The sequence below is a fragment of the Streptococcus marmotae genome, assembly GCF_001623565.1.
Taxonomy (GTDB): Bacteria; Bacillota; Bacilli; order Lactobacillales; family Streptococcaceae; genus Streptococcus; species Streptococcus marmotae.
Genome location: NZ_CP015196.1, coordinates 229,328 through 254,737 on the forward strand (window position 1 = coordinate 229,328; position 25,410 = coordinate 254,737).

The following is a 25,410-nucleotide window of genomic DNA, read 5'->3' on the forward strand; positions in this document are numbered from 1 at the left end:
ATTTCTAAATTACAAAATCATTTCTCCCTATTATACCAAATTTACGGGGAAATTCCAAGACTTACCTGTCAAAATCAAAGCCGTATAGGGTTGCAAAATAATCTTCTGGTTTTTCTGCTCGGCGAATCATCCTGGCCTGTCCATCTTCTTGCAACAGAATTTCTGCCGAACGCAGGCGACCATTGTAATTGTAGCCCATCGAAAAACCATGCGCACCTGCATCATGAATAATCAAGGTATCTCCGACCTCTGCCTGAGCTAATTCCCGCTGAACCGCAAATTTATCATTGTTTTCACATAGGGATCCAACTACATCTACCACCTCAATCGGCGCATCGGGACGGCTGATATTGGTAATATGGTGATAGGCTCCGTAAAAGGCTGGCCGCATAAGATTGGCTGCTGACGCATCGACACCAACATAAGTACGATAGGTTTCCTTGCGGTGAAGAACCTTGGTGACCAAATGACCATGTGGGGCTAACATAAAGCGACCTAGCTCTGTATAAATTTTCACCTCACCCATACCAGCAGGTATCAAAACCTCTTCGTAGACCTGACGCACTCCTTCCCCAATCACTGCAATATCATTGGCTTCTTGCTCAGGGCGATAATTGACACCGATTCCACCAGACAGATTGATAAAGTCAAGGGTTACACCAGTTTCCTCCCGGATTTCAAGCGCCAGTTCAAATAATTGTCTCGCTAAGGTTGGATAGTACTCATTCGTCACCGTATTAGAAGCTAGAAAGGCATGAAGACCGAATTCCTTAACCCCAAGCTCTTTCAATTCACGATAACCTTGCAGCAATTGCTCCTTGGTCATGCCAAATTTTGATTCTTCTGGATGATCCATGATGTCTGTTCCCAATGAAAATATCCCACCAGGATTGTACCGGAGGCAAACCACTTCTGGAATCCCTGCGACCTCTTTCAAAAACGCAATATGCTCGTAGGCATCCAAGTTGATAATGGCACCGACTTCTCGCGCATAGATAAATTCTGAACCTTGAGTGTCATTTGATGTGAACATGATGTCCTCAAAGCCGAGCTTTTCACTCATCATTACTTCCACATCTGTCGCACAATCCACTCCACAGCCTTCTTCTTGCAAGATTTTTAAAATAGCAGGTGTCGGAGTCGCCTTGACGGCAAAATATTCCTTAAATCCCTTGTTCCAAGCAAAGGCAGCATTCAAGGCCCGCGCTTTTTCACGGATTCCCTTCTCATCATAGAGATGAAAAGGAGTTGGAAATACTGCTGTAATCTCTTCTAGCGCTTCTTTACTGATAAACGGTACTTTTGTCATTCCTCTACCTCGTCAAATTTTTTACTATTATACCACAAAATAAAAAGAAACTCACCAATATAAATGAGTTTCTTTTGAGATTAATCTCTCGAACCAAGGATTCGAAGAAGATTCAAGAAGAGATTGACAAAATCCAGATAGAGGGACAAGGCCATCGAAACGACCCAGCCTTGACCCACTTCACCATTGGTTTCTTCAAAAACATAGCGGATTCGTTGGTTATCATAGGCAATCAATCCTGAGAAAATCAGCACAGAAATGATAGAAATCACAAAGCTCATCCCAGAGCTAGCAAGGAAAAAATTCACCACACTAGCAATAATCACTCCTATCAAAGCTGCATAGAGAGCCTGTCCCATACCAGATAGGTTTTTCTTAGTTGTCAGACCAAGAACCGCCATCGCTACAAACATCAAGGCGGCAGTTAGAAAGGCTGTTAAGACGGTTTCCCCTGTATAAGCTAGCAAAGCAACACTAAGTGTAAAACCATTCATCACCGAATAAGCTAGAAACATGGGTAAAGTCATGGGACTATTTTGAGCTGCCATACGAGAAGCCGCAAAGACAAGGGCAAGCTCAGCTAGCATAATCAGCCAGATAGCAAATGACCCTCCTAATAATAAACGAAGTGTGAATCCTTGAAAAACTGTCAAGGATAGGTAGGCAACTAAAGCAGATAGTCCGATACCTGCTGCGACAAATCCGTAGATTTTTCCAAAGAAACGATTTAAAGCAGTCTGATCTACTTGATTGATAATAAACTGTTCTTGATTCATTTTATCCTCCTCTATTTCACTTAACGAATGGAAATATGCCGTTCTTTCCACATTTTTTGTAAGGGAAGTGTTGCTTCTCTTACTGCCCAATACTTATCTACACACGTCACAATCCAAGATTCCTTATAACGTGGTGGGGCAATGGTTGCACCAAACATATGCTTGACAATAATATCTTCTTCGACCTTGTTGAGCTTGGTCAGTTTTTGTGCATTGCGCTTCGCAATTCGCGGATGTACCCAAGCATGGCTTTTCCGAAATTTAGTTTCACGCCAATCATAATAGAACAAATCATGCAAGAGAGCCCCTCGAGCCGTTGATTTTGCATCCCAGCCCAATTTTTTAGCAATCTTGTAGCTGGTATAGGACACATGAATGGAATGCTCCAAACGTGTCGAATAGTAATGATGAGGGATTGTAGCGAGCTTTTGTACCTTGGGCTTTTGGATTAAGTGTCCAACATAAGCCATGTACTCTTCATCTTCTGTATATACTGTCATCACATCACCTCGTTTTTCCATTATACCACAGTTTACTCTTCCTAGCTTAAATAAAGCTAAAGAGTAAAATACCTGCTGCTACGGCAACATTTAGACTTTCTGCTTGACCAGGCATCTGAATGTGGACCAACTCGTCTGCCTGCTCTTCTACCAATCTTGAAATGCCTTGGCCTTCATTTCCCATAATGATTGCAAACGAATCAGGTACCCGAATCGCTTTGTAATCCACAGAATGTGCAGATAAGGTTGTCGCTAAGATGCGTACTTTATTTGCTTTAAACTGGCCAAGAAGATCATCGATTGCCACACGATAAATCGGCAGATGGAAATGACTGCCCTGCATAGAACGTAGGGTTTTTAGGCTATAAATATCTGCAGACTTATCTGAGATAAAAACTGCATCATAGCCTGCAGCATCAGCTGTCCGAATCATAGTTCCGACATTTCCTGGATCCTGTACATCTTCTAAAACAAGGTATTTTCCTGTTAATTGTTTAGGAAAGAGAGGCTGTTTTAGAGCTACCTGAGCTACGATACCCTGTGGTGTTTGACTATCTGACAGGTCTTGTACTATCTCCGGACTGACAACCGTTACCGGAATAGAACCTGTTACCTGATCTACATAATTTTCGAGTACAAACACTCGCTCAATCTCAGCATTTGCTTTACGTGCCTCTTCAAATAAATGCCAGCCCTCAATCAAGTAAGATTCTTTGCGGTATTTCTTCTGATGTAATTTTTTCGTTTCCTTTATCAAGCGATTAGACTTGGAGCGAATCACTTCCATATTATTCCCCATTTTCTTTCATTATCATCAATGATATAATAAAGTGAAGGTCTTGTCAAAAAGGAGAAATGTATGAAAAAAGTCAAAATGATTGCATCAGGTCGTGTACAAGGAGTTGGTTTCCGTTGGTCTGTCCAATTTCTTGCAGGAGAAATCGGAGATATCTATGGCCGAGTCTGGAATAATGATGACGGAACGGTCACCATTCTTGCTCAATCAAGCGATACTGCTAAGCTCAGCCAATTTATCCATGAAATCCGAAAAGGTCCCTCTCGTATGGCAAAAGTAACCTATTTGGATGTCACCCTCGCTCATTTTGAAGACTTTAGCGATTTTCAGGTCAAACAGTGGTATTAGACTTGTATATTTTCTCCAAAACAAGTAAAATAGAATGTATCATGTAAAAAAGGAAATGAGAAAGTGAAAACATCAAAACGTATTGTATTATCAGGATTTGTCCTATCCATGCTCTTCTTCCTATCGGGCTGTGTAAAGACCAAAAACGGTGTCCCAACTGGAGAAGGTTGGGTCTACAAATTCCTCGTTGAACCAATGGGCACTGTCATCAAGTTCTTTGCTGAAAATCAAGGCCTAGGATTTGGAGTTGCTATCATCGTCGTAACTATCTGTGTCCGCCTACTCATCTTACCACTTGGTATTTACCAATCGTGGAAAGCCACCTACCAATCTGAGAAAATGCATTATCTCAAGCCTATCTTGGGTCCAATCCAAGAGCGAATGAAAAATGCAAGCTCACAAGAAGAACAGTTGGCTGCTCAACAAGAACTCTTTGCTACTCAGAAAGAATATGGGGTGAGCATGTTTGGTGGAATAGGCTGTCTACCACTCCTCATCCAAATGCCTTTCTTCTCAGCTCTGTTCTATGCTGCACGCTATACAGAAGGAATTGCGGATGCTAGTTTCATGGGAATCGCCCTTGGAAAGCCAAGTCTTATCCTTACTGTAGCAGCTGGAGTTCTCTACTACTTCCAATCACTTCTCATGCAGGTTGGTGTTGATGAAGAACAGAAGAAACAAATGAAATCAATGATGTGGATGAACCCAATCATGATTACATTCTTCTCATGGAGTTCTCCTGCCGGCGTCACTCTTTACTGGGTTGTCGGTGGATTTATCGGAATCCTTCAACAAGTGATTACCAACTTCTTCCTCAAACCAAAACTGCGCAGACAAATTGCAGAAGAATTTGAACAAAATCCTCCAAAACCACTTCACACAAGCACTCGTGTAAAAGATGTCACCCCAACAATGGATACAGCGATTACTACATCGTCTTCTAAAAAGAAAAATCGCAACGCTGGAAAGCAACGTTCGAGATAAGAAAAACTCTATTTCTGAGTATGACGACCATATTCATCCGAGCCCACTGCAACAATCTTTTGATAAACGATAATGTGATAAAAACCAAATGATGTACTTTCTCAAAAGAGACGAAGTATCAATCATTTGGTTTTTAGGTTTCTATTCTCATTTTTGTGTTATACTCGTCAAAAATCAAAGTCTGACGTCGTTAACTCACCTTGCTGAACTTCAGTTCTAGCTACGATTTCGTTGCCTAGTCAGATTTTGATTTTTATAGAGTATTAGATTATTCGGTACATTTTCCATCAAACTGACTCTTTCAGCGACCTCTTATAATCGACACTCCTACTTTGCTTTTTCAACCTTCAAAATCTTAATGTCATAGCTTCCGACCGGTGTTTGAACTGTCACAACATCGCCTGTTTTCTTGCCAATCAAAGCTTGACCAATTGGGCTTTCATTTGAGACTTTGTTGGCAAAAGCATCTGCTCCAGCAGCACCAACAATGGTGTAGACTTCCTCATCTGTTTCACCCACTTCTTGGACTGTAACCATTTTACCGATTGCAACTTCATCAGCTGCAACAGCATCGCTGTTAACAATCTCTGCATAGCGAATTTTCGTCTCAATCATCGAGATTTGCCCTTCGACAAAGGCTTGTTCGTCTTTTGCTGCTTCGTACTCGGAGTTTTCTGATAGGTCTCCGTATGAACGTGCAATCTTAATCCGTTCAACAATTTCAGGACGACGAACGAGTTTTAATTCTTCTAATTCTTTCTCCAATTTTTGTTTTTCTTCAAGTGTCATTGGATATGTTTTTTCTGCCATTTTCTGTTTCTTCCTTTTAAAATTCTTTGATGAAAACAAAATTATGCGGAAACCCACATAATTTTGTCCGAGCAAGTGCTCTAGTTGTTTAATTTACTATTGACATATTTCTCAACATTTTGCTCATGTTCTTCGCCTGTCTCTGCGAAATACACGGTTCCAGTTGTGACATCTGCAACAAAGTAATAATAGTTGGTCTTATTTGGTGCAAAAGTTGCTTCAATCGCAGCCTGACTTGGACTGTCTACCGGACCAGGCATCAATCCTGTATTAGTATAAATATTATAAGGAGAATTGATGGTGGTGTCAATTGCTGCATCTTCTTTTAGCGTCGTTTTTTCACCCAGTTTGCCCATTGCATACAAGATAGCAATATTGGATTGCAACGGCATTCCAGTATTAAGGCGGTTGTAGAACACCCCTGCGATAGTTCGACGATCCGCATCGGTCGCTCCTTCTTTTTCAACGAGTGAAGCTAAGGTCAATAATTGATTGACATCCAATCCTTTTGCTGCTAACTGGTCATAATAGGGTTGCAAACGCTCATCCATCGCAGCAATCATTAGTTCAACCAACCCTTCCATAGTAGTGTCTGGCTTGTAATCATACGTTGCTGGGAAAAGGTAACCTTCTAAACGATACGTTGCTCCACTATCTGCAGCAGGCAAGGTAGACAGGAGTCTTGGATAGGCCGCTACCATCTTATTGATAAACTCTTCATTTTTTACCGTTGCCAAAAAGTCGTCTGCTGTAAATGGTGTCTTTTCATCCTTGCTATTCTTGTAGACATTTTTGGTCACAGCTTGCGCAATCTGATTGATTGTAGATCCTTCAACGACAAGGATTTTCCCAGAAATTGGGTCTTGCGCTGTCGCTGTACCACCTTCTTGCAAGATTTTAGCCAACTCATCAACACTCATTGACTGATTCAAATTGTAAAATCCACTTTGGAAATTATTATAGCTTTTTAGCTTTGCATAGTAGTTAAAGACTGTTGCATTTTTAATCAAGTTACTTCCTTCAAGGATACGAGCGATTTCTTTGGTTGATGAACCTTCTGGAATCTCTACTTGGATATTTTCTGTCGCTTGTGCATTGACAGGTTCAAGACTTGATTTTAAATACAGATAGCCTGTCACAGCCGTCACAACTAATAACAGTAAAACCAGTGAGACAACTACTTTTACAATGCGTTTGGCAATACTATCTTGCTTTCTACGCTGACGATGACGGCGACGCGTCGCTGCTTCCCTGTTTGTTGTCTGCTGTTTCGGAGTCGGGGTAATAATGGTATCCTCCAATTCTGCTCGTGGGGCTTCTGCTTTTTGAAGCCTATCTCTTATCGAATGTTTATGAATAGCCAACGTCTCAGTCAAATCGTCTGGTTCAGCAGAAGCCTCATCTAGTACAACAACAGCCGTTGCTACTGGAACCTCGTCAAAAGGTGTACTCGAGTGCTGAGCCATTTCGCTTGCTTGCTCAGGAGAATCCTGAATCTCAGCAGGGACTACTTTTTCTGGTTCTTCCTGTTCAGTATCTCCTGAGAAACGCGTCACCAACGAACCAGATTCTTCATCGGCTACCAAGGGTAATTTGATGCTCACTCGTGGTTGTGTTGTCGCTTGCTCAGAATGACCTTCTGCTATATTCTCGTCTGTCGTCAAAGAACCTGTAGGTCTCTTTGAATCAGACTGACGTTTTATTTCTTCTAAGTCACGCAAAATCTTGTCTCGAAAACTAGATGACTGCGTGTCTTTTTCATGTGAATCGTTTGCCACAATAAAGCTCCTTTCAAACGGTTACAAGACATTATATCCTAAAATAAAGACAAAAGCAAGCACTACAACGATATCATGGGCATTTCCAATACATATCATACCAGACAGCACCGCCAAACTGGGATTCGGATACCCCTAAATCTTCAAACTGGTACATATTGTAGTAAGAAAGCAGGTAGTCTTTGCAGGTTAGGCTAATACCTTCATAACCGCCCTGCACTGCAATCTCTTTGATAGCTGCGATTAAAAGCGTTCCTATTCCTTGGCCTTTATAGCCTTCTGCGACCGAAAGGCTTACAATAGCTAGATGAGAACAGGGAGCGTCCACTTTTTTCTTCCGCTTAAATAAATCATCTGTCACAGTAGCATGTCCTGTTGGAAGTGTTAAGATATAACCTGCTACATTCCCGTCATCTTCCATAACAAGGCAGGTCATAGCCTCCTGTTCCAGATAAAACCCTAAGACCTCTTTTGCGATTTGTTCTTCTGGATTAAAATTAGCCTGTTCAATCTGATGAACCTGTTCCAGATCTGCTAATCGTACATGTCGAATTTGCATCCCTTCTCCTTTTCTACACAATACCTAAATGAAATCGTTTCCTTTCTACTCGTTAAGACGAATAAAAAGGAAGAGGTTGAGCACTAAGTCTCAGCCCCTATGTTTTATTGAACGTTATTGGATAGATTGGATAATAGACGTTCAAATGAATATTCGTAAGACTGAATATCTCCTGCCCCCATAAAGACATAAACGGCATTGTCATGGTCTAAGAGTGGAGAAGTATTTTCAACTGTTACAACCCCACCTTTTTTGTTGATTTTAGCTGCCAAATCTTCTACTTTTACTTGGCCATTATCTGTTTCCCGGGCTGACCCATAGATTGGCGCTAGGTAGACGGCATCTGCTTCACTTAAAGCAAGGGCAAATTCGTCCAACAAGGCAATGGTGCGTGTAAAGGTATGTGGCTGGAAAATAGCTACGATTTCTTTACTTGGGTATTTTTGACGAGCTGCATCAAGCGTTGCGACAATTTCTGTCGGATGATGAGCAAAATCATCAATAATCACGGTCTTATTAACAATCTTTTCTGTAAAGCGACGTTTTACTCCACCAAAGGTTTTCAGGTGTTCTGCCACCAAGTTCAAGTCAAATCCTGCTACAAATAGGTTCGCAATCACAGCTGTTGCATTCAAGACATTGTGGCGACCAAAGGTTGGAATTTGAAACTGTCCCAATTCTTGTCCGGCATGGCTCACCTTGAATTGTGATCCTGCCGTTGAGGGCTGTAAATCATAGGCTACAAAGTCATTGTCCTCATCGAAGCCATAGTAATAAATCGGTGCAGTCGCAGTAATACGACGGAGCTGCGCATCCTCACCATACACAAACAAGCCTTTTTGTACTTGCTTTGCGTAATCATCAAAGGCCTGAAAGACATCCTCTAAACTGGTAAAGTAATCAGGGTGGTCAAAGTCAATGTTTGTAATGATACTGTATTCTGGATGATAGGGCATGAAATGGCGTTCGTATTCGTCTGACTCAAAAACAAAGTATTGAGCATTTTCTGAACCGCGACCAGTTCCATCTCCAATCAAATAACTGGTATCTGTGATATTACGCATCACATGTGCCAAGAGACCGGTTGTAGACGTTTTTCCATGCGCCCCTGCCACTCCAAAGCTAGTAAAGTTCCGCATGAATTGGCCTAAAAATTCATGATAGCGTTTATAGGAGAACCCCTGTGCATCCGCATAAGCAATCTCTACATTATTGTCTGGGCGAAAGGCATTTCCAGCAATAAGCTCAACATCTGTTGTGATATTGTCCTCGCTAAAGGGTAAAATCTCAATTCCTGCTTGCTCAAGACCACGTTGGGTAAAATAATACTTTTCTACATCACTTCCTTGAACCTGATGTCCCATTTGATGTAAGAGTAAAGCCAAGGCACTCATCCCCGAGCCTTTGATTCCAATAAAATGATAGGTTTTTGTCATTCTAATCCTTCTTCCATGTGTGTTAGGTTTAGTTCTTGTGCTAATTGACGTTCACGATTGGCGATACGTTCTGGATAGTTGTAGACCTGACTTTTCTTTAAAAAGTCATACGAATTTTTAGCAATCGGTCGTTCTTGCCCTCTTTCTTCCTTTTTAAGCGGATAGACAACAGGCATGTCTGCTAAAATGTAGTCCGTCTGCCGTAACCGATTCGCCAAGGCTGTTAATTGGGGCACCTTTTTTTCAACCAAAGGAGCTGTTACCTGTTGTTTGGTTGGTGTAACAGGATGGGGCTTCTTTTCTTGGTGGAGATAAGAAGCTGATCGTTTTTTCTTCAAATCTTCACGGGCCATTTCACGCGCTAACTGACCTTGTGTTTTAACTGGTGCTTTTGAAACAGGCTTTTGATACCGCTCTTTACGAGAATAATGGCTCGGCTTCGCTTCAAATACCGGAGCTTCTATCCCACGCTCTACTCGATTCCTAGGAGCCGGCTGACCACTTGATTCTTGCCAAAAATCCCTTTCTTGATACGGCCCTCTAATGTTGCTAATGAGGTCTCCTTCATCGTACAATCTCATTTCAGGATTTTCCACCACTATGCGCTCATCGTCAGCTACTAGCGGAAATCTTGTCTGCATTCTTACCATAAGCTCTTCCTTTCAATCGATTATTATACCATACCTTCTAGTCTTTGACTATCTTTTTCCCTTTTTTGGTTGCAGGGCTCCCCCTGAAAATACTCCGTTTATCAAGGAGTTGCATTCCACAACGGTTGAAAATCCCATTCAGCGGTTCTCCTTCTCTTTTCTACTGGACTATTCCTAGAATTTCTCGGATATCGTCTACTGTCATGCTGGCCCGACTTTCATTACCGTCTAAGACAGTGGTTACGAGATTCTTCTTGCTTTCTTGTAGGGCCTGGATTTTTTCTTCGATTGTGCCACGTGTAATCAGGCGATAGCATTCCACTTTTTCAGTTTGCCCCATGCGGTGAGCGCGGCTAATCGCCTGAGCTTCGACAGCTGGATTCCACCATAGGTCCACTAAAATCACGCTATCTGCTCCTGTCAGATTCAGTCCGACACCACCTGCTTTGAGCGAAATAAGAAAGACATCACGACTGCCTGCATTAAAAGCTGTTGTCATTTCCTGACGTAGATGGGCTGGAGTTGACCCCGTCAGCTTATAACTGGTCAAGCCAAGTTCCTCTACTTCCCTCTCAATCCTATCTAGCATATTCCTAAATTGTGAAAAAATCAAGACCCGGTGATTGCCTTCTTTGAGTTGACGGAGCAACTCTCTTAGGCTTTCGAGTTTGCCACTTTCTCCCTGATAATCATCCATAAAGAGACTTGGGGTATCACAGATTTGTCGAAGTCTGGTAATACCCGCTAGAATTTCGATTTTGTTTTGTTGAATCTCCTCATCGCTCGCACTGGCAATCCGATACTGCATTTGTTTGAGCTGGGCTAGATAAACCACTTTCTGCTCATCGGTCAGCTCATTTAAGACCGTCATTTCGAGCAAGTCTGGCAGTTCAAGCAAGACATCTTCTTTTTTCCGTCTGAGGATAAACGGCTTAATCAGGCGTGCCACTTCTACTGCTGAGAGTTTGGTAAATTCCATTCTTCCTGGCAATAGACCTGGTAAGACAATTTGAAAAATAGACCATAATTCTGACAAATGATTCTCAATTGGTGTCCCTGATAGAGCAAAGCAATTGCCGACTTCAAAATTGTGCAACAACTGGGCAATCTTACTCTGGCTATTTTTCATGACTTGCGCTTCGTCTAAGATGAGATAATCGTAGCGAGTCTCTTGATACCATTCGATATCTTGTCGGAAGGAATGGTAGCTCGTAATGACAATCTGATGTCCGCCACGAATCTGCTCTTCTCGTTTTTCCTTAGTCCCATAGGCTACAGTAATATCTAAATCAGGTGCAAATGTCTGACACTCGCTCTGCCAATTATAGATAAGGCTTGAAGGAGCTAGGATGAGAACCTTGGAATCTTCCTCCAGATGGCTAGTTAAAAAAGCAATGGTCTGCAAGGTCTTTCCCAAGCCCATATCATCAGCCAAAATTCCACCAAAACCATGGTAATCCAGCATAGACATCCATTTAACTCCTAATTGCTGATACTCCCGTAAGGAAGCATTTAGCTGCAATTCAGGTAGGGCAAACGATTCTGGATGGGCCAGATCATAGGCTAACTGCTGAAAGTCTTTTGAAAATTGAATCCCAGACTGATGTTCCCATACCTGCGATAACTGATAAGAGGCAAAGCGATTTAGTTCTAAGTGTCCTGCTGATGTATGGCGAGCCCGTAATTCCTGCAAGGTTCGACTGATTTTTTTGGTTTCCTCATCAAAGATGACGACTTTTCCAGTCTGACTAGTAAAATGTGTTGCATCTTCTAACAAGGCAGTCACTACTTGATCGATTTCGGCTTCTGCTATCCCAGCAAAATCAAAGGAAATATCCAGCAATGAACCACCTGTTGCTACTGTAATCTGCGGCTTCATCTCAATGAGACGATCCTCCAAGTCCTTTGATAAATGTACCTGACCCAAGGCCCTTAACTTGGCTACAGTCTGGCTGAAAAATCTGTACCATTCTTCTCCATTTAATCGCGGATGGCGAGCAGTAAAACGTCCGCTAAAACCAGCCTCTTGGATTGCTTTTTCTACCATTTCCAGATGTTGAAAATGATAAGAGAAGGGGAGGGACTGTAATTCTGTCAGCGTTCTGACCTTCCCTTGCTCAAATTCCAGAATCAACTGAAGCACAATCTCATCCTCATCTTGCAGGGATAATTCAAATGCTGGTTTAAAATCACGAATGATAAAGCGCTTAGGAGCTTTAACCTTCCCAACCAATTGTAATGCCAAGAGACTAAGAGCTAAGCGTTCCTGATCTTGAAAATCAAACTGGACTGATTTTATCCCTGTTTCATCAACTTGTACTCCTTTGAGAGAACTCAGAATCTGCTCTTGCTTGCGTTCAACCTGGTAGAGACAATTTTCCACTAAGAGATAGCGACCATTAAAGAGTTCTCTAAAAGGTCTTTCTAGAATCTGCAATTCAATCATATACTGATGCACCACAACTGTAAACTGGTAACATTCGGCTCTTTCATCAAAGGCCAGCAAATGCAGTTCAGAATAACTTGTCATATCGTGCTGAAATGCAAAGGATTCCAACTGCATAAAGAGGTCCAGTCCTTCTTCAAAACAGGCTAGCGGTAGGCGCAGATGGCGACCATAATGGACTAACATATCCAAATCACCCACTTTTTTATCCGGAATAAGTCGCCATAAAAACTCTAGTACATCTTGGCTTGCCGCATCAAACTGTTGAAAAACAAGAGGCTCATAGTAATTTTTACCAATTTGGTAGTATCCTCCCTTTTTTACAGCCTGTAAAAATGCTCCAATATCACGGATTACATAGCTCCGTTGATCCGGCAAACGTTCAATTTTCAAGCTCCAATCGATATTGGTATCAAAGAGGAGTAGTTGACCTTCTATGGCTAGACGATAGTGAACACCTCCCCCTTTATCCGAAGCTAGTAAATCATCTAAAAATAAGCCACCAAAATAGGTTCTGCGTACGGTTTCCTCATGTTCTACTTGGTCTGTTGAAAGTTGTTCTTCTAGGAGTTTTCCTTCAATATCATTTTTTAAAAAATATTCGGCAGCTGCCAAGTGCTGACAGTAGCCCTTTTGCGAAAACAAGTGACAACTGCAAGAAAGATTCGTCTCATCTAGGGTATAGCAAAAATCTTCTTCAGCAATTCGCAAAAAGAGTTGCCTATCTTCTACCTGTTTTACCTCTACTTGTCCCGTTTCATAGAGCAAGATTCCTTCTTGGCGAATCCGCCCCGGCATCAATCGACCCATATAAACTCCTTTATCTTATCTCTTCATTATAGCACACTTTCCCAAATACATTAAAGGAGAGACTTTTCATTTTTCATCCGTATTCCGTTTCGTTTGCAAAAACCACAAAATAAACCGATAAAAAGAGGCTCTATAATATCTGTAGTGGGTACGCCCGCCACAGAGATTATGGAGCCTTTTTCAGTGTAGAAAAAAAGTTCCATATGACCTATAATGAAAAGCGACACAACTATCATTTAGAAAGACTCATATGGAACAACTAAATCTTATCACAAATTTTCTCAAAATGAAAGACAAAAATATCACGATCACTAATGAATGCGACATGGGAACACACTTAGAACTCCACGGTCACTTGGATTACACAGCCCCTAAATGCCCTTCCTGCAAGGGACAAATGGCTAAGTACGACTTCCAGAAAGCCTCTAAAATCCCCTACTTAGAAACTGCTGGCTACCCGCTACTTATCCGCCTTCGAAAGCGTCGTTTCAAATGCAAGGAATGTGGGAAAATGGCGGTCGCTGAAACTCCTATTGTTAAGAAAAACCATCAAATCTCTGTCGCTGTCAACCAGAAAATCGCACAATTACTCATCGAAAAGCAAGCAATGACACATATCGCACACAGACTCTCCATTTCAACATCTACAGTTATTCGAAAACTCAATGAGTTTAAGTTTGAAACGGATTGGGCTAAGCTTCCAGAAATCATGTCCTGGGATGAGTATGCCTTCAAGAAAGGGAAAATGAGCTTTATCGCTCAAGATTTTGACACAAATAACATCATCGCTATCCTTGATGGAAGAACGCAAGCAACCATCCGAAATCACTTTCTGAGATACCCTAGACAGGTCAGAAACCGCGTTAAATTCATCACTATGGACATGTTTAGCCCCTACTATAAATTGGCTAAACCCTTCGCCCTCCAATTTCTAAGCTCAGGCTGAAACAGTCTATTCCCAGACTGTTTCACTCCCACATGCCAAAATCGTGCTTGATCGTTTCCACGTTGTGCAACATCTCAGCCGTGCTATGAACCGTGTCCGTACCCAAATCATGAATGCTTTTGACCGCAAATCGCATGAATACAAGACGCTCAAACGCTACTGGAAACTGGTACAACAAGATAGCCGTAAACTCAGTGACAAGCGGTTTTATCGCCCTACTTTTCGCATGCATTTGACCAATAAGGAAATCTTAGACAAGCTCCTATCCTACTCAGATGAGTTACGACAACATTATGAACTCTATCAACTTCTTTTATTCCATTTCCAAGAGAAAAACTCAGATCATTTCTTTGACCTAATTGAGCAAGAAATAGCCACTGTTAACCCTATTTTCCAGACGGTATTTAAGACGTTTCTAAAGGATAAGGACAAGGTTTTAAACGCCTTGGAATTGCCTTATTCCAACGCTAAATTGGAAGCTACCAATAATCTTATCAAAGTCATCAAGCGTAATGCCTTTGGATTTCGGAACTTTGAAAACTTCAAAAAGCGGATTTTGATTGCCATCAATATCAAAAAAGAGAAGACCAACTTGGTCCTCTCTAGATGTTAGCTGACATCTACCCACTACAGTTGACAAAGAGCCTAAAAAGAACCGAGTTGGTCGCTAAATCAACTCGGTTTTATTCTATTGTAATCTCCACTATTTCGTTTTTTGCTCTACGGCACGATAATAGCGTGTATCTTGAATTATTTTTTTCGAGTAGAGAACAATCACTTTCCCATAAAGGAACAAGAGAACGCTATACACTCCTGCAAGAAGGAGATAAATCCCTTCTATCTTTCCCAAAAGAGCCTTAAGCGTACTAGCAAGAAGAACCAGCAATAATAAAGCAAGGAGTAAAAGATACAGGTAAGCGAGTAAACTCAGCCAATACCGCCATGAAAACGGTGCATAGGCAGCCGCATTGTAATTCAACCATTTTTTAGCATAGTGGACAAAGCCAGAACTGATTGTGAAAAAAATCAAGTACTGCAAAAGTCTTCTCCTTTTTACTTGCGTTTACGAGCAATTAAATGAATGGGGGTGCCTTCAAAGACGAAGGCCTTGCGGATTTGATTTTCAAGGAAACGCAGGTAAGAGAAATGCATAAGTTCTTCCTCGTTAACAAAGATGACAAAGGTAGGTGGCTTGGTCGCCACTTGGGTCGCATAGAAAATCTTGAGGCGTTTGCCCTTGTCAGTAGGCGTTGGGTTGATGGCAATGGCATCCATGATGACATCATTCAAGACCGCAGACGGAATCCGTGTCTGCTGGCTTTCGCTAATCTGCTTAATCATGGCAGGCAATTTATGCAAACGTTGCTTGGTCAGAGCCGATACAAATATAATCGGTGCATAAGACAAATATTGGAATTGGTCCCTGATGTCTGCTTCCCAATTCTGCATAGTTTTATTGTCTTTTTCAAGGGTATCCCACTTATTGACAACGATGATAATCCCTTTTCCTGCTTCATGAGCAAAACCAGCAATCCGCTTATCATACTCACGAATTCCTTCTTCAGCATTCAAGACCATGAGGACCACATCAGAACGGTCAATGGCACGCATAGCACGCATGACAGAGTATTTCTCTGTATTCTCATAGATTTTTCCAGATTTACGCATACCGGCTGTGTCAATCATGGTAAATTCTTGACCTTCGCTATCCGTAAAGATTGTATCAATCGCATCTCGAGTCGTACCTGCAACAGGACTCGCAATCACACGCTCTTCACCCAAAATAGCATTAATCAGACTAGATTTCCCAACATTTGGACGCCCAATCAAGCTGAACTTGATCATATCTGGATTTTCTTCTTCAAGCTCTGCTGGAAGATTTTCCACAATGGCATCCAAGACATCACCTGTCCCAATTCCATGAACCGATGATACTGGGTAAGGATCTCCTAAGCCCAAGGCATAGAAATCATAAATGTCGCTACGCATTTCAGGGTTATCGACCTTGTTCACTGCTAAAATAACTGGTTTATTAGTCTTATAAAGGATTTTGGCAACATATTCATCCGCATCTGTCACACCTTCTTTTCCGGATACAACAAAGACGATGACATCTGCCTCACTCATGGCAATTTCTGCCTGATGCTTGATTTGTTCCATAAAGGGTGCATCGACATCATCGATTCCCCCTGTGTCAATGATACTGAAATGACGGTTGAGCCATTCAGCCGTTGTATAAATGCGGTCACGAGTGACACCTTCCACATCTTCTACAATGGAAATGCGTTCACCAGCAATCCGATTAAATAAGGTTGATTTTCCAACGTTGGGACGTCCCACGATGGCAATAGTTGGTAGAGCCATTGCTCCTCCTTTTCTATAGTAACTGTTTTTCTTTCAAAAGTGTTTTCGTGCTTGCTTGCTCTGCTTGACCAAACTGAGCGACCAGACGTTCCGACCAGGTTTCTTTCTGTCTAGCTCCTGCATAGTCTGATTGAACTTGATCATAAGCAAGAATCGTCTCTAGTCCCTGTTCCTTGTATTCTTCCTGAAAGACAATGGCATCATGAGGTAGACGCGGTTTAACAGGAAAATGCTGGTTTGGTTTTCCTAAAGCAATACAGAAAATAGGATAGGTGTAGTCTGGTAACTTAAAGAGAGCTGCTACCTCGCATGCTACATGGCGAATCATCCCAATAAATACACCTCCGTAGCCCAAACTTTCAGCTGCTAGGAGACTGTTTTGACCAGCTAATGCCGCATCAACCGATGAAATCAAAAGATTTTCTGGTCCTTTCGCATCGAAAGCGGATTGATGCAATTCAGCCGCCTTACTAGCACGATAATGATCTCCTACAAAGAGCAAAATCGTATCGGCCTGTAAAATCGCAGGCTGAGGAGTCAGAGCGTGAAGTGCTTCTTTTTTCTCGTTTGAACGCACAACAATAATGGAATACGACTGAAAATTCTTCCATGTCGAGGCTGCACGTCCTGCACTGATGATTGTTTGTAAATGCTCTTCTGAAATAGGCTCTTCTGTAAATCGACGAACAGAGCTATGGGATAACATCAAATCAATGGTCTCATTCATCTGCGGTTCACTCCTCCTAATTGCAATTCAGTTGCTAAAAATCGAATGCGTTCCATTACTCGCTTGGCCTGCCAGGTTTCATCACCTGATCGACCTGCTGCAAAATGACGCTCTAAATCTGAAAAAGAAAAATTCGAGGTGAAAAAGGTCGGTAAATTTTCCTGCATACGGTGTTGCAAGATGACCTGCAATACATCATCGCGCACCCACGAACTATGTTGCTCGGCACCAATGTCATCTAAAATCAATACTTGTGCCGTTTTAATGGTATCAATTTTCTCCTTGACCAACCCTTCGCCAATGGCATTTTTGATTTCCACAACAAAGGTTGGGTAATGAAGCATGGTAGTTGACATCTGGTGTGTCTTGGATAAGAGATTGGCTAAAAAGGCCATGAGATAACTCTTTCCAACCCCAAAATTGCCATAGAGGTACAAGCCCTTATTGTCCTGACCTGCCTGTTTGACAAATTCAGTAATAGCTTTCATAACCTCAACCCGATTTTCGTCATTGAGGTCGACATCTGCAATCGTAATATTTTTCAAACTAGCAGGGAGATTGATGAGCTGAATACGATTTTTAACCGCCTCTGCCTTGCGATATTCCACCAATTCTGGCGTTTCTAAATAAGAAACATCTGCATAGCCTGCATTCATTACAAGAACAGGTTGGTAACCCACTGCAACATAGGAAGCATCTTTACGCAAAAACTTATTGCGCTCTGTTACATATTCAAAGAACTTTGAAATTGACCGTGTCACTACATCCTCTGATAACTGGTGCTGACGGATAAAATCAGCTACTTCCTCATCCTGAACAATCTCTTGATAGAGTTCTTGGTAGGATTTTCTCCCCGGTCCAACATCCTGTGGTACCTTGTCTTGAACAGCCTTCATCTATCCCTCTCCTTTCGTTTCCATGGCCTCTAATTCACGGTAGAGTGCAGCCAGCTCTGCCTGTCCTTGCTCAGTCCGCTCGGTTTTCACTTCTTGCTTGCTCCATTCAGGCACATTGCTTTTTTTAGCAGGAGCATCCTGTTTCTTGCGACCCTGTCCCTTACTATCTCGTAAATGTTGGACAGCCTGTTCCGCACTCCTAATCTGCTTGTAGGAAAAATCATTCCCCAACTTTAAGGCATAGGCTTCCTGTAAATTGGCTGAGTCAATCTTGTTAAAGGTGTAGAGAACAATCACATTGATCACCTCATCCAGCAAGCCCAAATCGACCAATTGCTGCAAGCACTTACGCTCTGACATCGTTACTGTCGCATGACGTGTTTCTTTTAAGAGCGTTAAAAATTCAAGAGCAGTTTTTGCACGACTCTCTCGAACGATAGCTTGTTCTTGCTTGGTCAAACCCGTCACAACAACAGGTTTTACCTCAGCCTTTTGCTCCATCCGGTTGACCCTAATCACCTGACCATTTGCAGTCTCTTTTGCAATAGTATAGGCCTGCATCCAATCCCAACCATTTTTTTCTGCCAAATGATACAAGGCAATAACATCATCTCTTTCATTTTGAAAACGCAACTGATCACGTGCCATCATGGTTTTGAAAGCCTGTAAATCAAAACTTGGATTTTGGAAGGGTTTTAGGGGAATATCGCCCGTCATACTAAAGACATCTGAAAATGATTTGGTTACTTCCGTGTCAGTTACTGGTTTAGACACAATGAGTTCCTCAACAGCTGGCTCACCAATTTTCTTAGCCAATAGGTTTTGATACAGGGGATTGTCAAGAAAATCTTCTTTGGCTAGCGGTTCTGCTAAGCGAAAAACATAGCTATCTCCCTTTTGATAAATGGCTAACAGTTGCATGGCTCCAAGAACATCTAGTGCCTGTTCTAAATGAGGAATTCCCATATTCACGTGATTCAGAATACGACTAAGTGGGTATTTACCTGCACCATGGTCATAGCTAGCCCACAAAAATTGATAGACTGCCGCTGCTTCCAAGCCAATAATCGGTTGATAACAAAGAATAAAACTCAGCCAATTCGGACTCACCACATTTTTTCGGATGTAAGAATAGAGATCATTTGGTTTCATGTTTTGTCCTATCTTCTAGCCTTACTACCCTTGGTAATTTGTTTGAGCAGGTTTTCCAGTTCACCGACATCCTTAAAGGAACGATAGACAGAAGCGAACCGAACATAGGTAATCTCGTCCAATTCGACCAATTCTTCCATGACCAGATTCCCAATCAAATCACTCTCAACTTCGCTATCACTATGGGCACGCACTCTTTGTTCAATTCGGCTGACGACTTCTTCAATTTCACTACTGGATACTGGGCGTTTTTGGGCAGAACGAATAATCCCGTTGAAAATTTTCTCACGGGAAAACTGTTCACGAGTTCCATCCTTCTTAACAACCACCAAGGTTTTTTCTTCTACTCGCTCATAGGTGGTAAAACGGTAACCACACTGCTCACACTCTCTTCTGCGGCGAATGGTATTGCCATCTTCTGCCTGACGACTATCAACAACGCTGGATTTTATACTGGTACATTTCGGGCAACGCATACTACTTCTCCCATTCTATCATTATCACTTCATTGTATCATATTTCATAGGATAATAAAAGTAGGGCAAGTTACGACTTGCTCTACTGCTGATTTATTTTCTAACACTCACTTACCCCTTTTGCTTAGCCGTTTGACCTTCAGTTTCTTTCGCTTCTAGCCTTGCATAGGTCCATTCTCTGACAAGACGGTAGATCACTGCAAAGATTGGCGTGAAAAAGACCATGCCCAGGAGTCCAAATAAATTTCCACCAATTAAGGCAGCTGCCAAAGTAAACAAGGTTGGCAAACCAACAGATTGCCCAACTACACGAGGGTAGATAACATTTCCTTCAATTAACTGGATAATTTGGAACAATACAACAGACCATAAGGCTAACCAAGGATTTTGAACGGATACAAATAGGGCACTAATAAGGCAGGCAGAAAGCGGACCAATATAAGGCACAAAAGATAAGACCCCCGACAAAATCCCTGCCATCCCAGCGTATGGAATGGAAAAGAGCGAATAACTGACAAAAACGAGCAGACCGATAATCACCGCCTCAACAATCTGACTCATCAAAAAGCGATCATAGGTCTCTACAATGACTTCTCCGATGTAAGCAATTACGCGAACAACTTTTTCTGGAAAAGCTGCTTGGAGTAACTTGACAGTCATATCTTGTAGCTGTTCCTTGCTACCCAGAATACTTAGAGTAAAAAAGAAAGCCATGATCAAGGTCAACACATTTGAAAAGATACCGGTCACATTATTGGCTAATCCTGTAAGAAAAGCTGTCGCAAAGCCTGACAACTTCGACCAGTCTGTAAACTGCGTGACATAGCTGTTCAGCTGACTTCCCAATTTACTTGATAGAAATCCACTGTCCTGCAAGGTACCAATCAGCTGTGGAATCGCTTGGTTGGTAACCGTGACTAATTGAGACACCGTCGTTACCAAGGTCGGTAAGATAATGACGACTACCCCTGCGACAATCAAGATAAAAGCAATTAAGACGCCAATAATAGCGAGTGTCCGCTTACTTTTTCGCAAAAAAGACACTTTCTCAATCATATCTTCCAATTTTTTCATCGGAACATTGAGAATAAAAGCGAAAATCGCTCCAATAAACAAGGCATGCATACTAGACAACAAGACCTTAATGCTACCATAAATATCCGAATAATTCAGTACTGCCAACAAAACTAAGGCCGCAAAGCCTATCAATAACAGTTTCTCTGTAAACGAACTTTTCTTCATCTTTTCATTTCCTTTTCATCTGTGTTTTCTTTATCATAGCATAATTTATCTTCTTTGCACATCAGAAGGCACCTTATATAACATCGACAATCGTGATGTCAAGGAAATCCTATTCAAGGAAGCTCGATAGTATAGTGGATTGAGAAAGGAATAGGACAAGGCAAGGAGCTGCAGATAGAACTGGCATTAATTGAGGATTACTCCATAATCCCTATTTCCAACCTTCAATAGTCTACTGGACTATTGAAGCAAAGCGACTTATACTCGTCAAAAATCAAAGTCTGACGTCGTTAACTCACCTTGCTGAACTTCAGTTCTAGCTACGATTTCGTTGCCTAGTCAGATTTTGATTTTTATAGAGTATAAAGATGTCCTAATTTTTATTCAATTCACTATAGTATTTTTGACAAGTATGAGTATCCATACATCACTATATTTTGATTCTTTCATAAACCAAGAAAGGCTGGACTTTTACCCAACCTTCCTCATTTATTCCTCGCGCATGGCGTAACCAACGCCACGAATTGTTTTAATATAGGATTCTTGACCGGGCAAGTCTAATTTTCCACGCAAATAGCGGATATAGACATCTACGACATTGGTCTCTGCTGCTGCTTCATACTTCCAAACTCGTTCTAGCAATTGCTCACGGGTCAGAATTTCTTGACTGTTCATCAAGGTCGCAAGCAAATCGTATTCCCGACGGGTCAGATTGATGGGCACAAGGCCACGGGTTACCGTGCGATTTTGAAAATCAATCTGCAAATCACGGTAAGCAGCCTGGAGTTTGACTTGTTTGCAATGTTCATCAATAAAATCTCGCCCCTTAAAAATCGAAATGACCTGCTCGACCAATTCACTAACGACAAAGGGTTTGATAATATAGGAAACGGCATAGCGTTGAATCGCAGCACCGTGCTTTTTCGCATCTTCACTATCCACCACAACAATCATGACCATTGACGGTTTAATCGTCAGCAATTCAGCTGCCAATTCATGACTGGACATGTCTGACAGCTGAAAACTCATGAGAATCAAATCAAAAATCTGTCTCATGGGCAAGCAGAAGCGCTTCTTTTCCTGTCGAAGTATAGTCAACCAAGTAGTCGTTTTTTTGCAACTCCATGGACACAAAATGCGACAAATTGCGCTCCCGACCTGCAATTAAGATTTTTTTTACCATAGATTATTTTTCATCATACCATGAATAATGGAAGATTCCTTCTTTGTCTTTGCGCTCATAAGTGTGGGCACCAAAGTAGTCACGTTGCGCTTGGATGAGATTGGCTGGTAGATTTTCAGCACGGTAGCTATCAAAGTAGGTAATCGCTGCTGAGAAGGTTGGCACAGGAACACCTGCTTGAACTGCCAAGGTCACCACATCACGAACAGCTTGTTGGTATTTAGCTGTCACATCAAGGAAGTATTCATCCAAAAGAAGGTTAGCAAGGTCTTCATCGCGACCATAGGCATCCGTAATCTTTTGCAAGAAACGTGCACGAATGATACAGCCCGCACGCCAGATTTTTGCGATTTCACCAAATGGAAGATTCCAATTATTTTCTTTAGACGCTACACGCAGTTGGGCAAAGCCTTGAGCATACGACATGATTTTTGAGAAGTAAAGAGCTTGACGAATTTTTTCAATCAACTCAGCCTTGTCTCCTTCGTATTGGAAAGCAGCTGGTTTTGGCAAAATCTTGCTAGCATGTACACGTTCTTCTTTGTAGGTTGAGATATAACGGGCAAAGACAGATTCTGTAATCAGTGACAATGGTACACCCAAGTCAAGAGATGATTGACTTGTCCACTTACCAGTTCCTTTGTTTCCAGCGGCATCTAAAATATAGTCAACGATTGGCCCATCTTGGCCCTCATCATCCTTGCGTTTTAAAATGTCTGCTGTAATTTCAATGAGATAGCTATCCAGCTCACCCTTATTCCATTCAGTGAAGATGTCTGCCATTTCCTCTACAGAAAGTCCTAGCAAGTGTTGCATCAAATCATAGCTTTCTGCAATCAACTGCATATCCCCATACTCGATACCGTTGTGAACCATCTTCACATAGTGACCAGCGCCATCTGGACCGATGTAAGTTACACATGGTGCACCATCTTCAGGAGCTTTAGCAGAAATTTCTTCTAGGACATCTGCTACCAAGTCATAGGCTTCTTTTTGACCGCCTGGCATGATAGAAGGGCCTTCAAGTGCTCCTTTTTCACCACCTGATACACCAGTTCCGATGAAGTTAATGCCTGAATTGGCCAGCTCTTTTGAACGGCGAATGGTATCTTCGTAGAAGGTATTTCCGCCGTCAATCAAGATGTCTCCCTTATCAAGGTGTGGCAACAATGATTGGATAGTCGCGTCTGTTCCAGGGCCAGCCTGCACCATCAACATGATACGACGTGGTTTTTCAATAGATTGAACAAAACTTTCTACATCATAGCTTGGCACTAGTTTTTTACCGGGGTTGCTTGCCACAACATCTTCCGTCTTATCTGCTGAACGATTGTAAATCGCAACCGTGTAACCTCTTGATTCTACGTTAAGTGCAAGATTGCGCCCCATAACGGCCATTCCTACAACACCAAAATTTGCTTTTGTCATGAATATTCTACTCCTCTTTCTTAATATCCTTTTCATTATACAATGAAATTGCCCCATTGACAAGATTTTTCCAATTTTCTGTCAATTTCATTCTTCCTCAAAAAGTCCTTGTAATTGGGCAAAGGGACTGCTTGCTTCTTTTTTCTCTTGAGCTGCTGCTGCATAAGTCTCTTCTGTCATGACGGTCCAGTTGTTTCCTGACGGGAGATCCTCTCCAGCTGCTTCCTCAGGTGTCAGTACCCTGAGTGGAATGTGCAATAAGATATTATCAGCTACACTTTCTGCTAATACAATAGTATCTTCTTCAACGACAAGCACCAAATCTTCCTCCACCAAATCTTGGTCTTTCAGCGCCTGTTCATTTGCTACAAAGATTTCATCAACAGAAAATTCCTCCGAGAGCACAACTGGTTTCATCGAACGACTGGAAGCAAGGGTAATATCATAGGCCATTTGATAATTCAAAAGAAAGAATCCTGCTTCAAAACTCACTCGACCAGTCACTCTAACTGGTGAAAGGGCTAAAATATCTCTATTTCGTTCCATTAATTCACCAGAGAGTTCAAGGGTTTCTTCAAAGGAGATACCTTCTGTTTTTTTCTGAATATCATAGATATGAAACATAACTTCTCCCTTACTTCACATGGTCTGTGATATAGTGGTACACCTCTTGACCAGCGATCGCCCCATCACCGACAGCTGTTGTAATTTGACGCAATTGTTTTTGACGAATATCGCCGATTGCAAAAATTCCTGGCTGGCGAGTAGCCATTTGCTCATCTGTCACAATCCAACCTTGCTCATCTGTAATTCCTAAATCAAGGACCGCTTCTGTCATTGGATCAAGACCAACATAAATAAATACACCACCAAAGGCATGAGTTGTTACTTGGCCTGTCTTCACATTTTTTATCAAGACTTCTTGTACCTTGATGTCATCACCCTTGATTTCTTCGACAACGCTGTCCCAGATAAACTGAATCTTTTCATTGGCAAAAGCACGTTCTTGGATAACTTTTTGGGCACGTAATTCATCACGTCGGTGAACAATGGTCACAGTATTGGCAAACTGAGTCAAGAAAAGGGCTTCCTCAACGGCAGAATCACCACCACCAACAACTAACAAGTCCTGACCACGGAAAAAGGCTCCGTCACAGACTGCACAATAAGAAACACCTCGACTATTGTAGGTATCCTCACCCGGCACTCCTAACAAACGATGTTTTGCCCCCATCGCAAGAACAACCGTATGGGCTTCCAAGGTTATGTCTTCTGTCACAACCCGTTTGACAAGTCCATCTGTCTCTACACGAACGACCTGACCAAAAAGATGCTCTACACCAAATTTATCAAGAGGTGCAAACATTTTTTCAGCCAATTCTGGACCACTAATATGATCGTAACCTGGATAATTTTCAATCTCAGCAGTGTTGTTCATCTGCCCACCGTAAATCCCACGTTCTAAAAGAGCTACTTTTAAATTGCTACGAGCTGCATATAAAGCTGCGGTCATTCCTGCAGGACCTGCTCCAATAATAATTGTATCGTACATCTATTTTCCTTCTTTCTTATACTCTCATCATCAACAAAATGCCGACAATCCCAAATGATAAAATGGGAATAGTCATAACATTGATAATTAATAAATCAAAGAGAACCTCTTGGCGGTCTTGGAGCGTTTTGTCTTTTTTCTTGAGGAGGCGGAGTAAAAACCATCCAACACTGACAAGGATAACCAAGACTGTTGCAATCAATAGGCTTTTAATATATAGCCCTAATAGTATTTGTAACATG

Annotated in this window: 23 protein-coding genes and 2 pseudogenes; 3 read left to right on the forward strand and 22 right to left on the reverse strand. The window is 41.8% G+C overall.

The window, feature by feature from the left end:
• Positions 1-61: 61 nt before the first annotated feature.
• The 4 genes from A4H00_RS01125 to A4H00_RS01140 form a co-directional block, all read right to left on the reverse strand.
• Positions 62-1,309, reverse strand: a complete 1,248-nt coding sequence (locus A4H00_RS01125) for a diaminopimelate decarboxylase (protein WP_067086307.1) — start codon at positions 1,307-1,309, stop codon at positions 62-64.
• An 80-nt stretch (positions 1,310-1,389) separates the two neighbouring features.
• Complete coding sequence (locus A4H00_RS01130) at positions 1,390-2,085, reverse strand: Bax inhibitor-1/YccA family protein (RefSeq protein WP_067086310.1); 696 nt, start codon at positions 2,083-2,085, stop codon at positions 1,390-1,392.
• Positions 2,086-2,105: 20 nt separating this feature from the next.
• Positions 2,106-2,585, reverse strand: coding sequence for an HDIG domain-containing metalloprotein (locus A4H00_RS01135; RefSeq protein WP_067091349.1), 480 nt, complete (start codon positions 2,583-2,585; stop codon positions 2,106-2,108).
• Positions 2,586-2,631: 46 nt separating this feature from the next.
• Positions 2,632-3,372 carry a TrmH family RNA methyltransferase gene (locus tag A4H00_RS01140; RefSeq protein WP_067091352.1) on the reverse strand — a complete coding sequence of 247 codons (741 nt, stop codon included), beginning with the start codon at positions 3,370-3,372 and terminating at the stop codon, positions 2,632-2,634.
• A gap of 72 nt (positions 3,373-3,444) precedes the next feature.
• Between A4H00_RS01140 and A4H00_RS01145 the strand changes: the two genes are divergently transcribed.
• Together A4H00_RS01145 and yidC are read left to right on the forward strand one after the other, a co-directional pair.
• A complete protein-coding gene (locus A4H00_RS01145) occupies positions 3,445-3,729 on the forward strand; it encodes an acylphosphatase (protein WP_067086312.1) in 285 nt (94 codons plus the stop codon).
• 63 nt (positions 3,730-3,792) lie between these two features.
• A complete protein-coding gene (yidC, locus tag A4H00_RS01150; RefSeq protein WP_067086314.1) occupies positions 3,793-4,713 on the forward strand; it encodes a membrane protein insertase YidC in 921 nt (306 codons plus the stop codon).
• Positions 4,714-5,040: 327 nt separating this feature from the next.
• Here the strand turns inward: yidC and greA are convergent, their stop codons facing one another.
• From greA to A4H00_RS01180, 6 genes are all read right to left on the reverse strand, one after another.
• Entirely contained in the window at positions 5,041-5,523 is a 483-nt protein-coding gene (gene greA / locus A4H00_RS01155; RefSeq protein WP_067086318.1) for a transcription elongation factor GreA, read from the reverse strand.
• Between the two features lie 80 nt (positions 5,524-5,603).
• Entirely contained in the window at positions 5,604-7,301 is a 1,698-nt protein-coding gene (mltG, locus tag A4H00_RS01160; protein WP_067086321.1) for an endolytic transglycosylase MltG, read from the reverse strand.
• Positions 7,302-7,374: 73 nt separating this feature from the next.
• Positions 7,375-7,860: a GNAT family N-acetyltransferase gene (locus A4H00_RS01165; RefSeq protein ID WP_067086323.1), complete on the reverse strand. Its 486-nt coding sequence runs from the start codon at positions 7,858-7,860 to the stop codon at positions 7,375-7,377.
• Positions 7,861-7,964: 104 nt separating this feature from the next.
• Positions 7,965-9,296, reverse strand: coding sequence for a UDP-N-acetylmuramate--L-alanine ligase (gene murC / locus A4H00_RS01170; RefSeq protein WP_067086325.1), 1,332 nt, complete (start codon positions 9,294-9,296; stop codon positions 7,965-7,967).
• Positions 9,293-9,946, reverse strand: coding sequence for a divisome accessory protein ZapJ (locus A4H00_RS01175; protein WP_067086328.1), 654 nt, complete (start codon positions 9,944-9,946; stop codon positions 9,293-9,295). The genes murC and A4H00_RS01175 overlap by 4 nt, the downstream gene beginning before the upstream one ends.
• Before the next feature lie 160 nt (positions 9,947-10,106).
• Positions 10,107-13,202 (reverse strand): pilus expression-regulating Snf2 family helicase, encoded by a 3,096-nt coding sequence (locus A4H00_RS01180; RefSeq protein WP_067086331.1) that lies wholly within the window; start codon positions 13,200-13,202, stop codon positions 10,107-10,109.
• Between the two features lie 250 nt (positions 13,203-13,452).
• Here A4H00_RS01180 and A4H00_RS01190 point away from each other — a divergent pair.
• Positions 13,453-14,761: pseudogene (locus tag A4H00_RS01190) on the forward strand (transposase).
• 90 nt (positions 14,762-14,851) lie between these two features.
• Here A4H00_RS01190 and A4H00_RS01195 read toward each other — a convergent pair.
• From A4H00_RS01195 to A4H00_RS01250, 12 genes and pseudogenes are all read right to left on the reverse strand, one after another.
• Entirely contained in the window at positions 14,852-15,187 is a 336-nt protein-coding gene (locus tag A4H00_RS01195; RefSeq protein WP_067086339.1) for a hypothetical protein, read from the reverse strand.
• Between the two features lie 14 nt (positions 15,188-15,201).
• Positions 15,202-16,512: a ribosome biogenesis GTPase Der gene (gene der / locus A4H00_RS01200; protein ID WP_067086341.1), complete on the reverse strand. Its 1,311-nt coding sequence runs from the start codon at positions 16,510-16,512 to the stop codon at positions 15,202-15,204.
• A gap of 13 nt (positions 16,513-16,525) precedes the next feature.
• Entirely contained in the window at positions 16,526-17,239 is a 714-nt protein-coding gene (locus A4H00_RS01205) for an NADPH-dependent oxidoreductase (RefSeq protein ID WP_067086343.1), read from the reverse strand.
• A complete protein-coding gene (gene dnaI / locus A4H00_RS01210) occupies positions 17,236-18,135 on the reverse strand; it encodes a primosomal protein DnaI (protein ID WP_067086346.1) in 900 nt (299 codons plus the stop codon). The genes A4H00_RS01205 and dnaI overlap by 4 nt, the downstream gene beginning before the upstream one ends.
• A complete protein-coding gene (locus A4H00_RS01215) occupies positions 18,136-19,287 on the reverse strand; it encodes a replication initiation and membrane attachment family protein (protein WP_067086349.1) in 1,152 nt (383 codons plus the stop codon). It abuts the gene before it with no gap.
• 8 nt (positions 19,288-19,295) lie between these two features.
• Positions 19,296-19,763, reverse strand: a complete 468-nt coding sequence (nrdR, locus tag A4H00_RS01220) for a transcriptional regulator NrdR (protein WP_067086351.1) — start codon at positions 19,761-19,763, stop codon at positions 19,296-19,298.
• 111 nt (positions 19,764-19,874) lie between these two features.
• Positions 19,875-21,005 (reverse strand): AI-2E family transporter, encoded by a 1,131-nt coding sequence (locus A4H00_RS01225; RefSeq protein ID WP_067086354.1) that lies wholly within the window; start codon positions 21,003-21,005, stop codon positions 19,875-19,877.
• A 489-nt stretch (positions 21,006-21,494) separates the two neighbouring features.
• Positions 21,495-22,188 (reverse strand): annotated as a pseudogene (locus A4H00_RS01230) (response regulator transcription factor).
• 3 nt (positions 22,189-22,191) lie between these two features.
• Positions 22,192-23,616, reverse strand: a complete 1,425-nt coding sequence (gndA, locus tag A4H00_RS01235; RefSeq protein ID WP_067086356.1) for an NADP-dependent phosphogluconate dehydrogenase — start codon at positions 23,614-23,616, stop codon at positions 22,192-22,194.
• Between the two features lie 87 nt (positions 23,617-23,703).
• Complete coding sequence (locus A4H00_RS01240) at positions 23,704-24,240, reverse strand: YceD family protein (RefSeq protein WP_067086359.1); 537 nt, start codon at positions 24,238-24,240, stop codon at positions 23,704-23,706.
• Between the two features lie 10 nt (positions 24,241-24,250).
• The gene (trxB, locus tag A4H00_RS01245) at positions 24,251-25,168 is read right to left on the reverse strand and encodes a thioredoxin-disulfide reductase (protein WP_067086361.1); all 918 of its coding nucleotides are present in this window, start codon (positions 25,166-25,168) and stop codon (positions 24,251-24,253) included.
• A gap of 16 nt (positions 25,169-25,184) precedes the next feature.
• Positions 25,185-25,409: a DUF4059 family protein gene (locus A4H00_RS01250; RefSeq protein WP_067086363.1), complete on the reverse strand. Its 225-nt coding sequence runs from the start codon at positions 25,407-25,409 to the stop codon at positions 25,185-25,187.
• Position 25,410: the final 1 nt, after the last annotated feature.

What these genes read in the sequence shown, in the direction of transcription:
- A4H00_RS01125 (WP_067086307.1), bottom strand. Translation starts at nt 1,309, where the DNA reads ATGACAAAAGTACCGTTTATCAGTAAAGAAGCGCTAGAAGAGATTACA.
- A4H00_RS01130 (WP_067086310.1), bottom strand. Translation starts at nt 2,085, where the DNA reads ATGAATCAAGAACAGTTTATTATCAATCAAGTAGATCAGACTGCTTTA.
- A4H00_RS01135 (WP_067091349.1), bottom strand. Translation starts at nt 2,585, where the DNA reads ATGACAGTATATACAGAAGATGAAGAGTACATGGCTTATGTTGGACAC.
- A4H00_RS01140 (WP_067091352.1), bottom strand. Translation starts at nt 3,372, where the DNA reads ATGGAAGTGATTCGCTCCAAGTCTAATCGCTTGATAAAGGAAACGAAA.
- A4H00_RS01145 (WP_067086312.1), top strand. Translation starts at nt 3,445, where the DNA reads ATGAAAAAAGTCAAAATGATTGCATCAGGTCGTGTACAAGGAGTTGGT.
- greA (WP_067086318.1), bottom strand. Translation starts at nt 5,523, where the DNA reads ATGGCAGAAAAAACATATCCAATGACACTTGAAGAAAAACAAAAATTG.
- A4H00_RS01165 (WP_067086323.1), bottom strand. Translation starts at nt 7,860, where the DNA reads ATGCAAATTCGACATGTACGATTAGCAGATCTGGAACAGGTTCATCAG.
- murC (WP_067086325.1), bottom strand. Translation starts at nt 9,296, where the DNA reads ATGACAAAAACCTATCATTTTATTGGAATCAAAGGCTCGGGGATGAGT.
- A4H00_RS01175 (WP_067086328.1), bottom strand. Translation starts at nt 9,946, where the DNA reads ATGGTAAGAATGCAGACAAGATTTCCGCTAGTAGCTGACGATGAGCGC.
- A4H00_RS01180 (WP_067086331.1), bottom strand. Translation starts at nt 13,202, where the DNA reads ATGGGTCGATTGATGCCGGGGCGGATTCGCCAAGAAGGAATCTTGCTC.
- der (WP_067086341.1), bottom strand. Translation starts at nt 16,512, where the DNA reads ATGGCTCTACCAACTATTGCCATCGTGGGACGTCCCAACGTTGGAAAA.
- A4H00_RS01205 (WP_067086343.1), bottom strand. Translation starts at nt 17,239, where the DNA reads ATGAATGAGACCATTGATTTGATGTTATCCCATAGCTCTGTTCGTCGA.
- dnaI (WP_067086346.1), bottom strand. Translation starts at nt 18,135, where the DNA reads ATGAAGGCTGTTCAAGACAAGGTACCACAGGATGTTGGACCGGGGAGA.
- A4H00_RS01215 (WP_067086349.1), bottom strand. Translation starts at nt 19,287, where the DNA reads ATGAAACCAAATGATCTCTATTCTTACATCCGAAAAAATGTGGTGAGT.
- nrdR (WP_067086351.1), bottom strand. Translation starts at nt 19,763, where the DNA reads ATGCGTTGCCCGAAATGTACCAGTATAAAATCCAGCGTTGTTGATAGT.
- A4H00_RS01225 (WP_067086354.1), bottom strand. Translation starts at nt 21,005, where the DNA reads ATGAAGAAAAGTTCGTTTACAGAGAAACTGTTATTGATAGGCTTTGCG.
- gndA (WP_067086356.1), bottom strand. Translation starts at nt 23,616, where the DNA reads ATGACAAAAGCAAATTTTGGTGTTGTAGGAATGGCCGTTATGGGGCGC.
- A4H00_RS01240 (WP_067086359.1), bottom strand. Translation starts at nt 24,240, where the DNA reads ATGTTTCATATCTATGATATTCAGAAAAAAACAGAAGGTATCTCCTTT.
- trxB (WP_067086361.1), bottom strand. Translation starts at nt 25,168, where the DNA reads ATGTACGATACAATTATTATTGGAGCAGGTCCTGCAGGAATGACCGCA.
- A4H00_RS01250 (WP_067086363.1), bottom strand. Translation starts at nt 25,409, where the DNA reads ATGTTACAAATACTATTAGGGCTATATATTAAAAGCCTATTGATTGCA.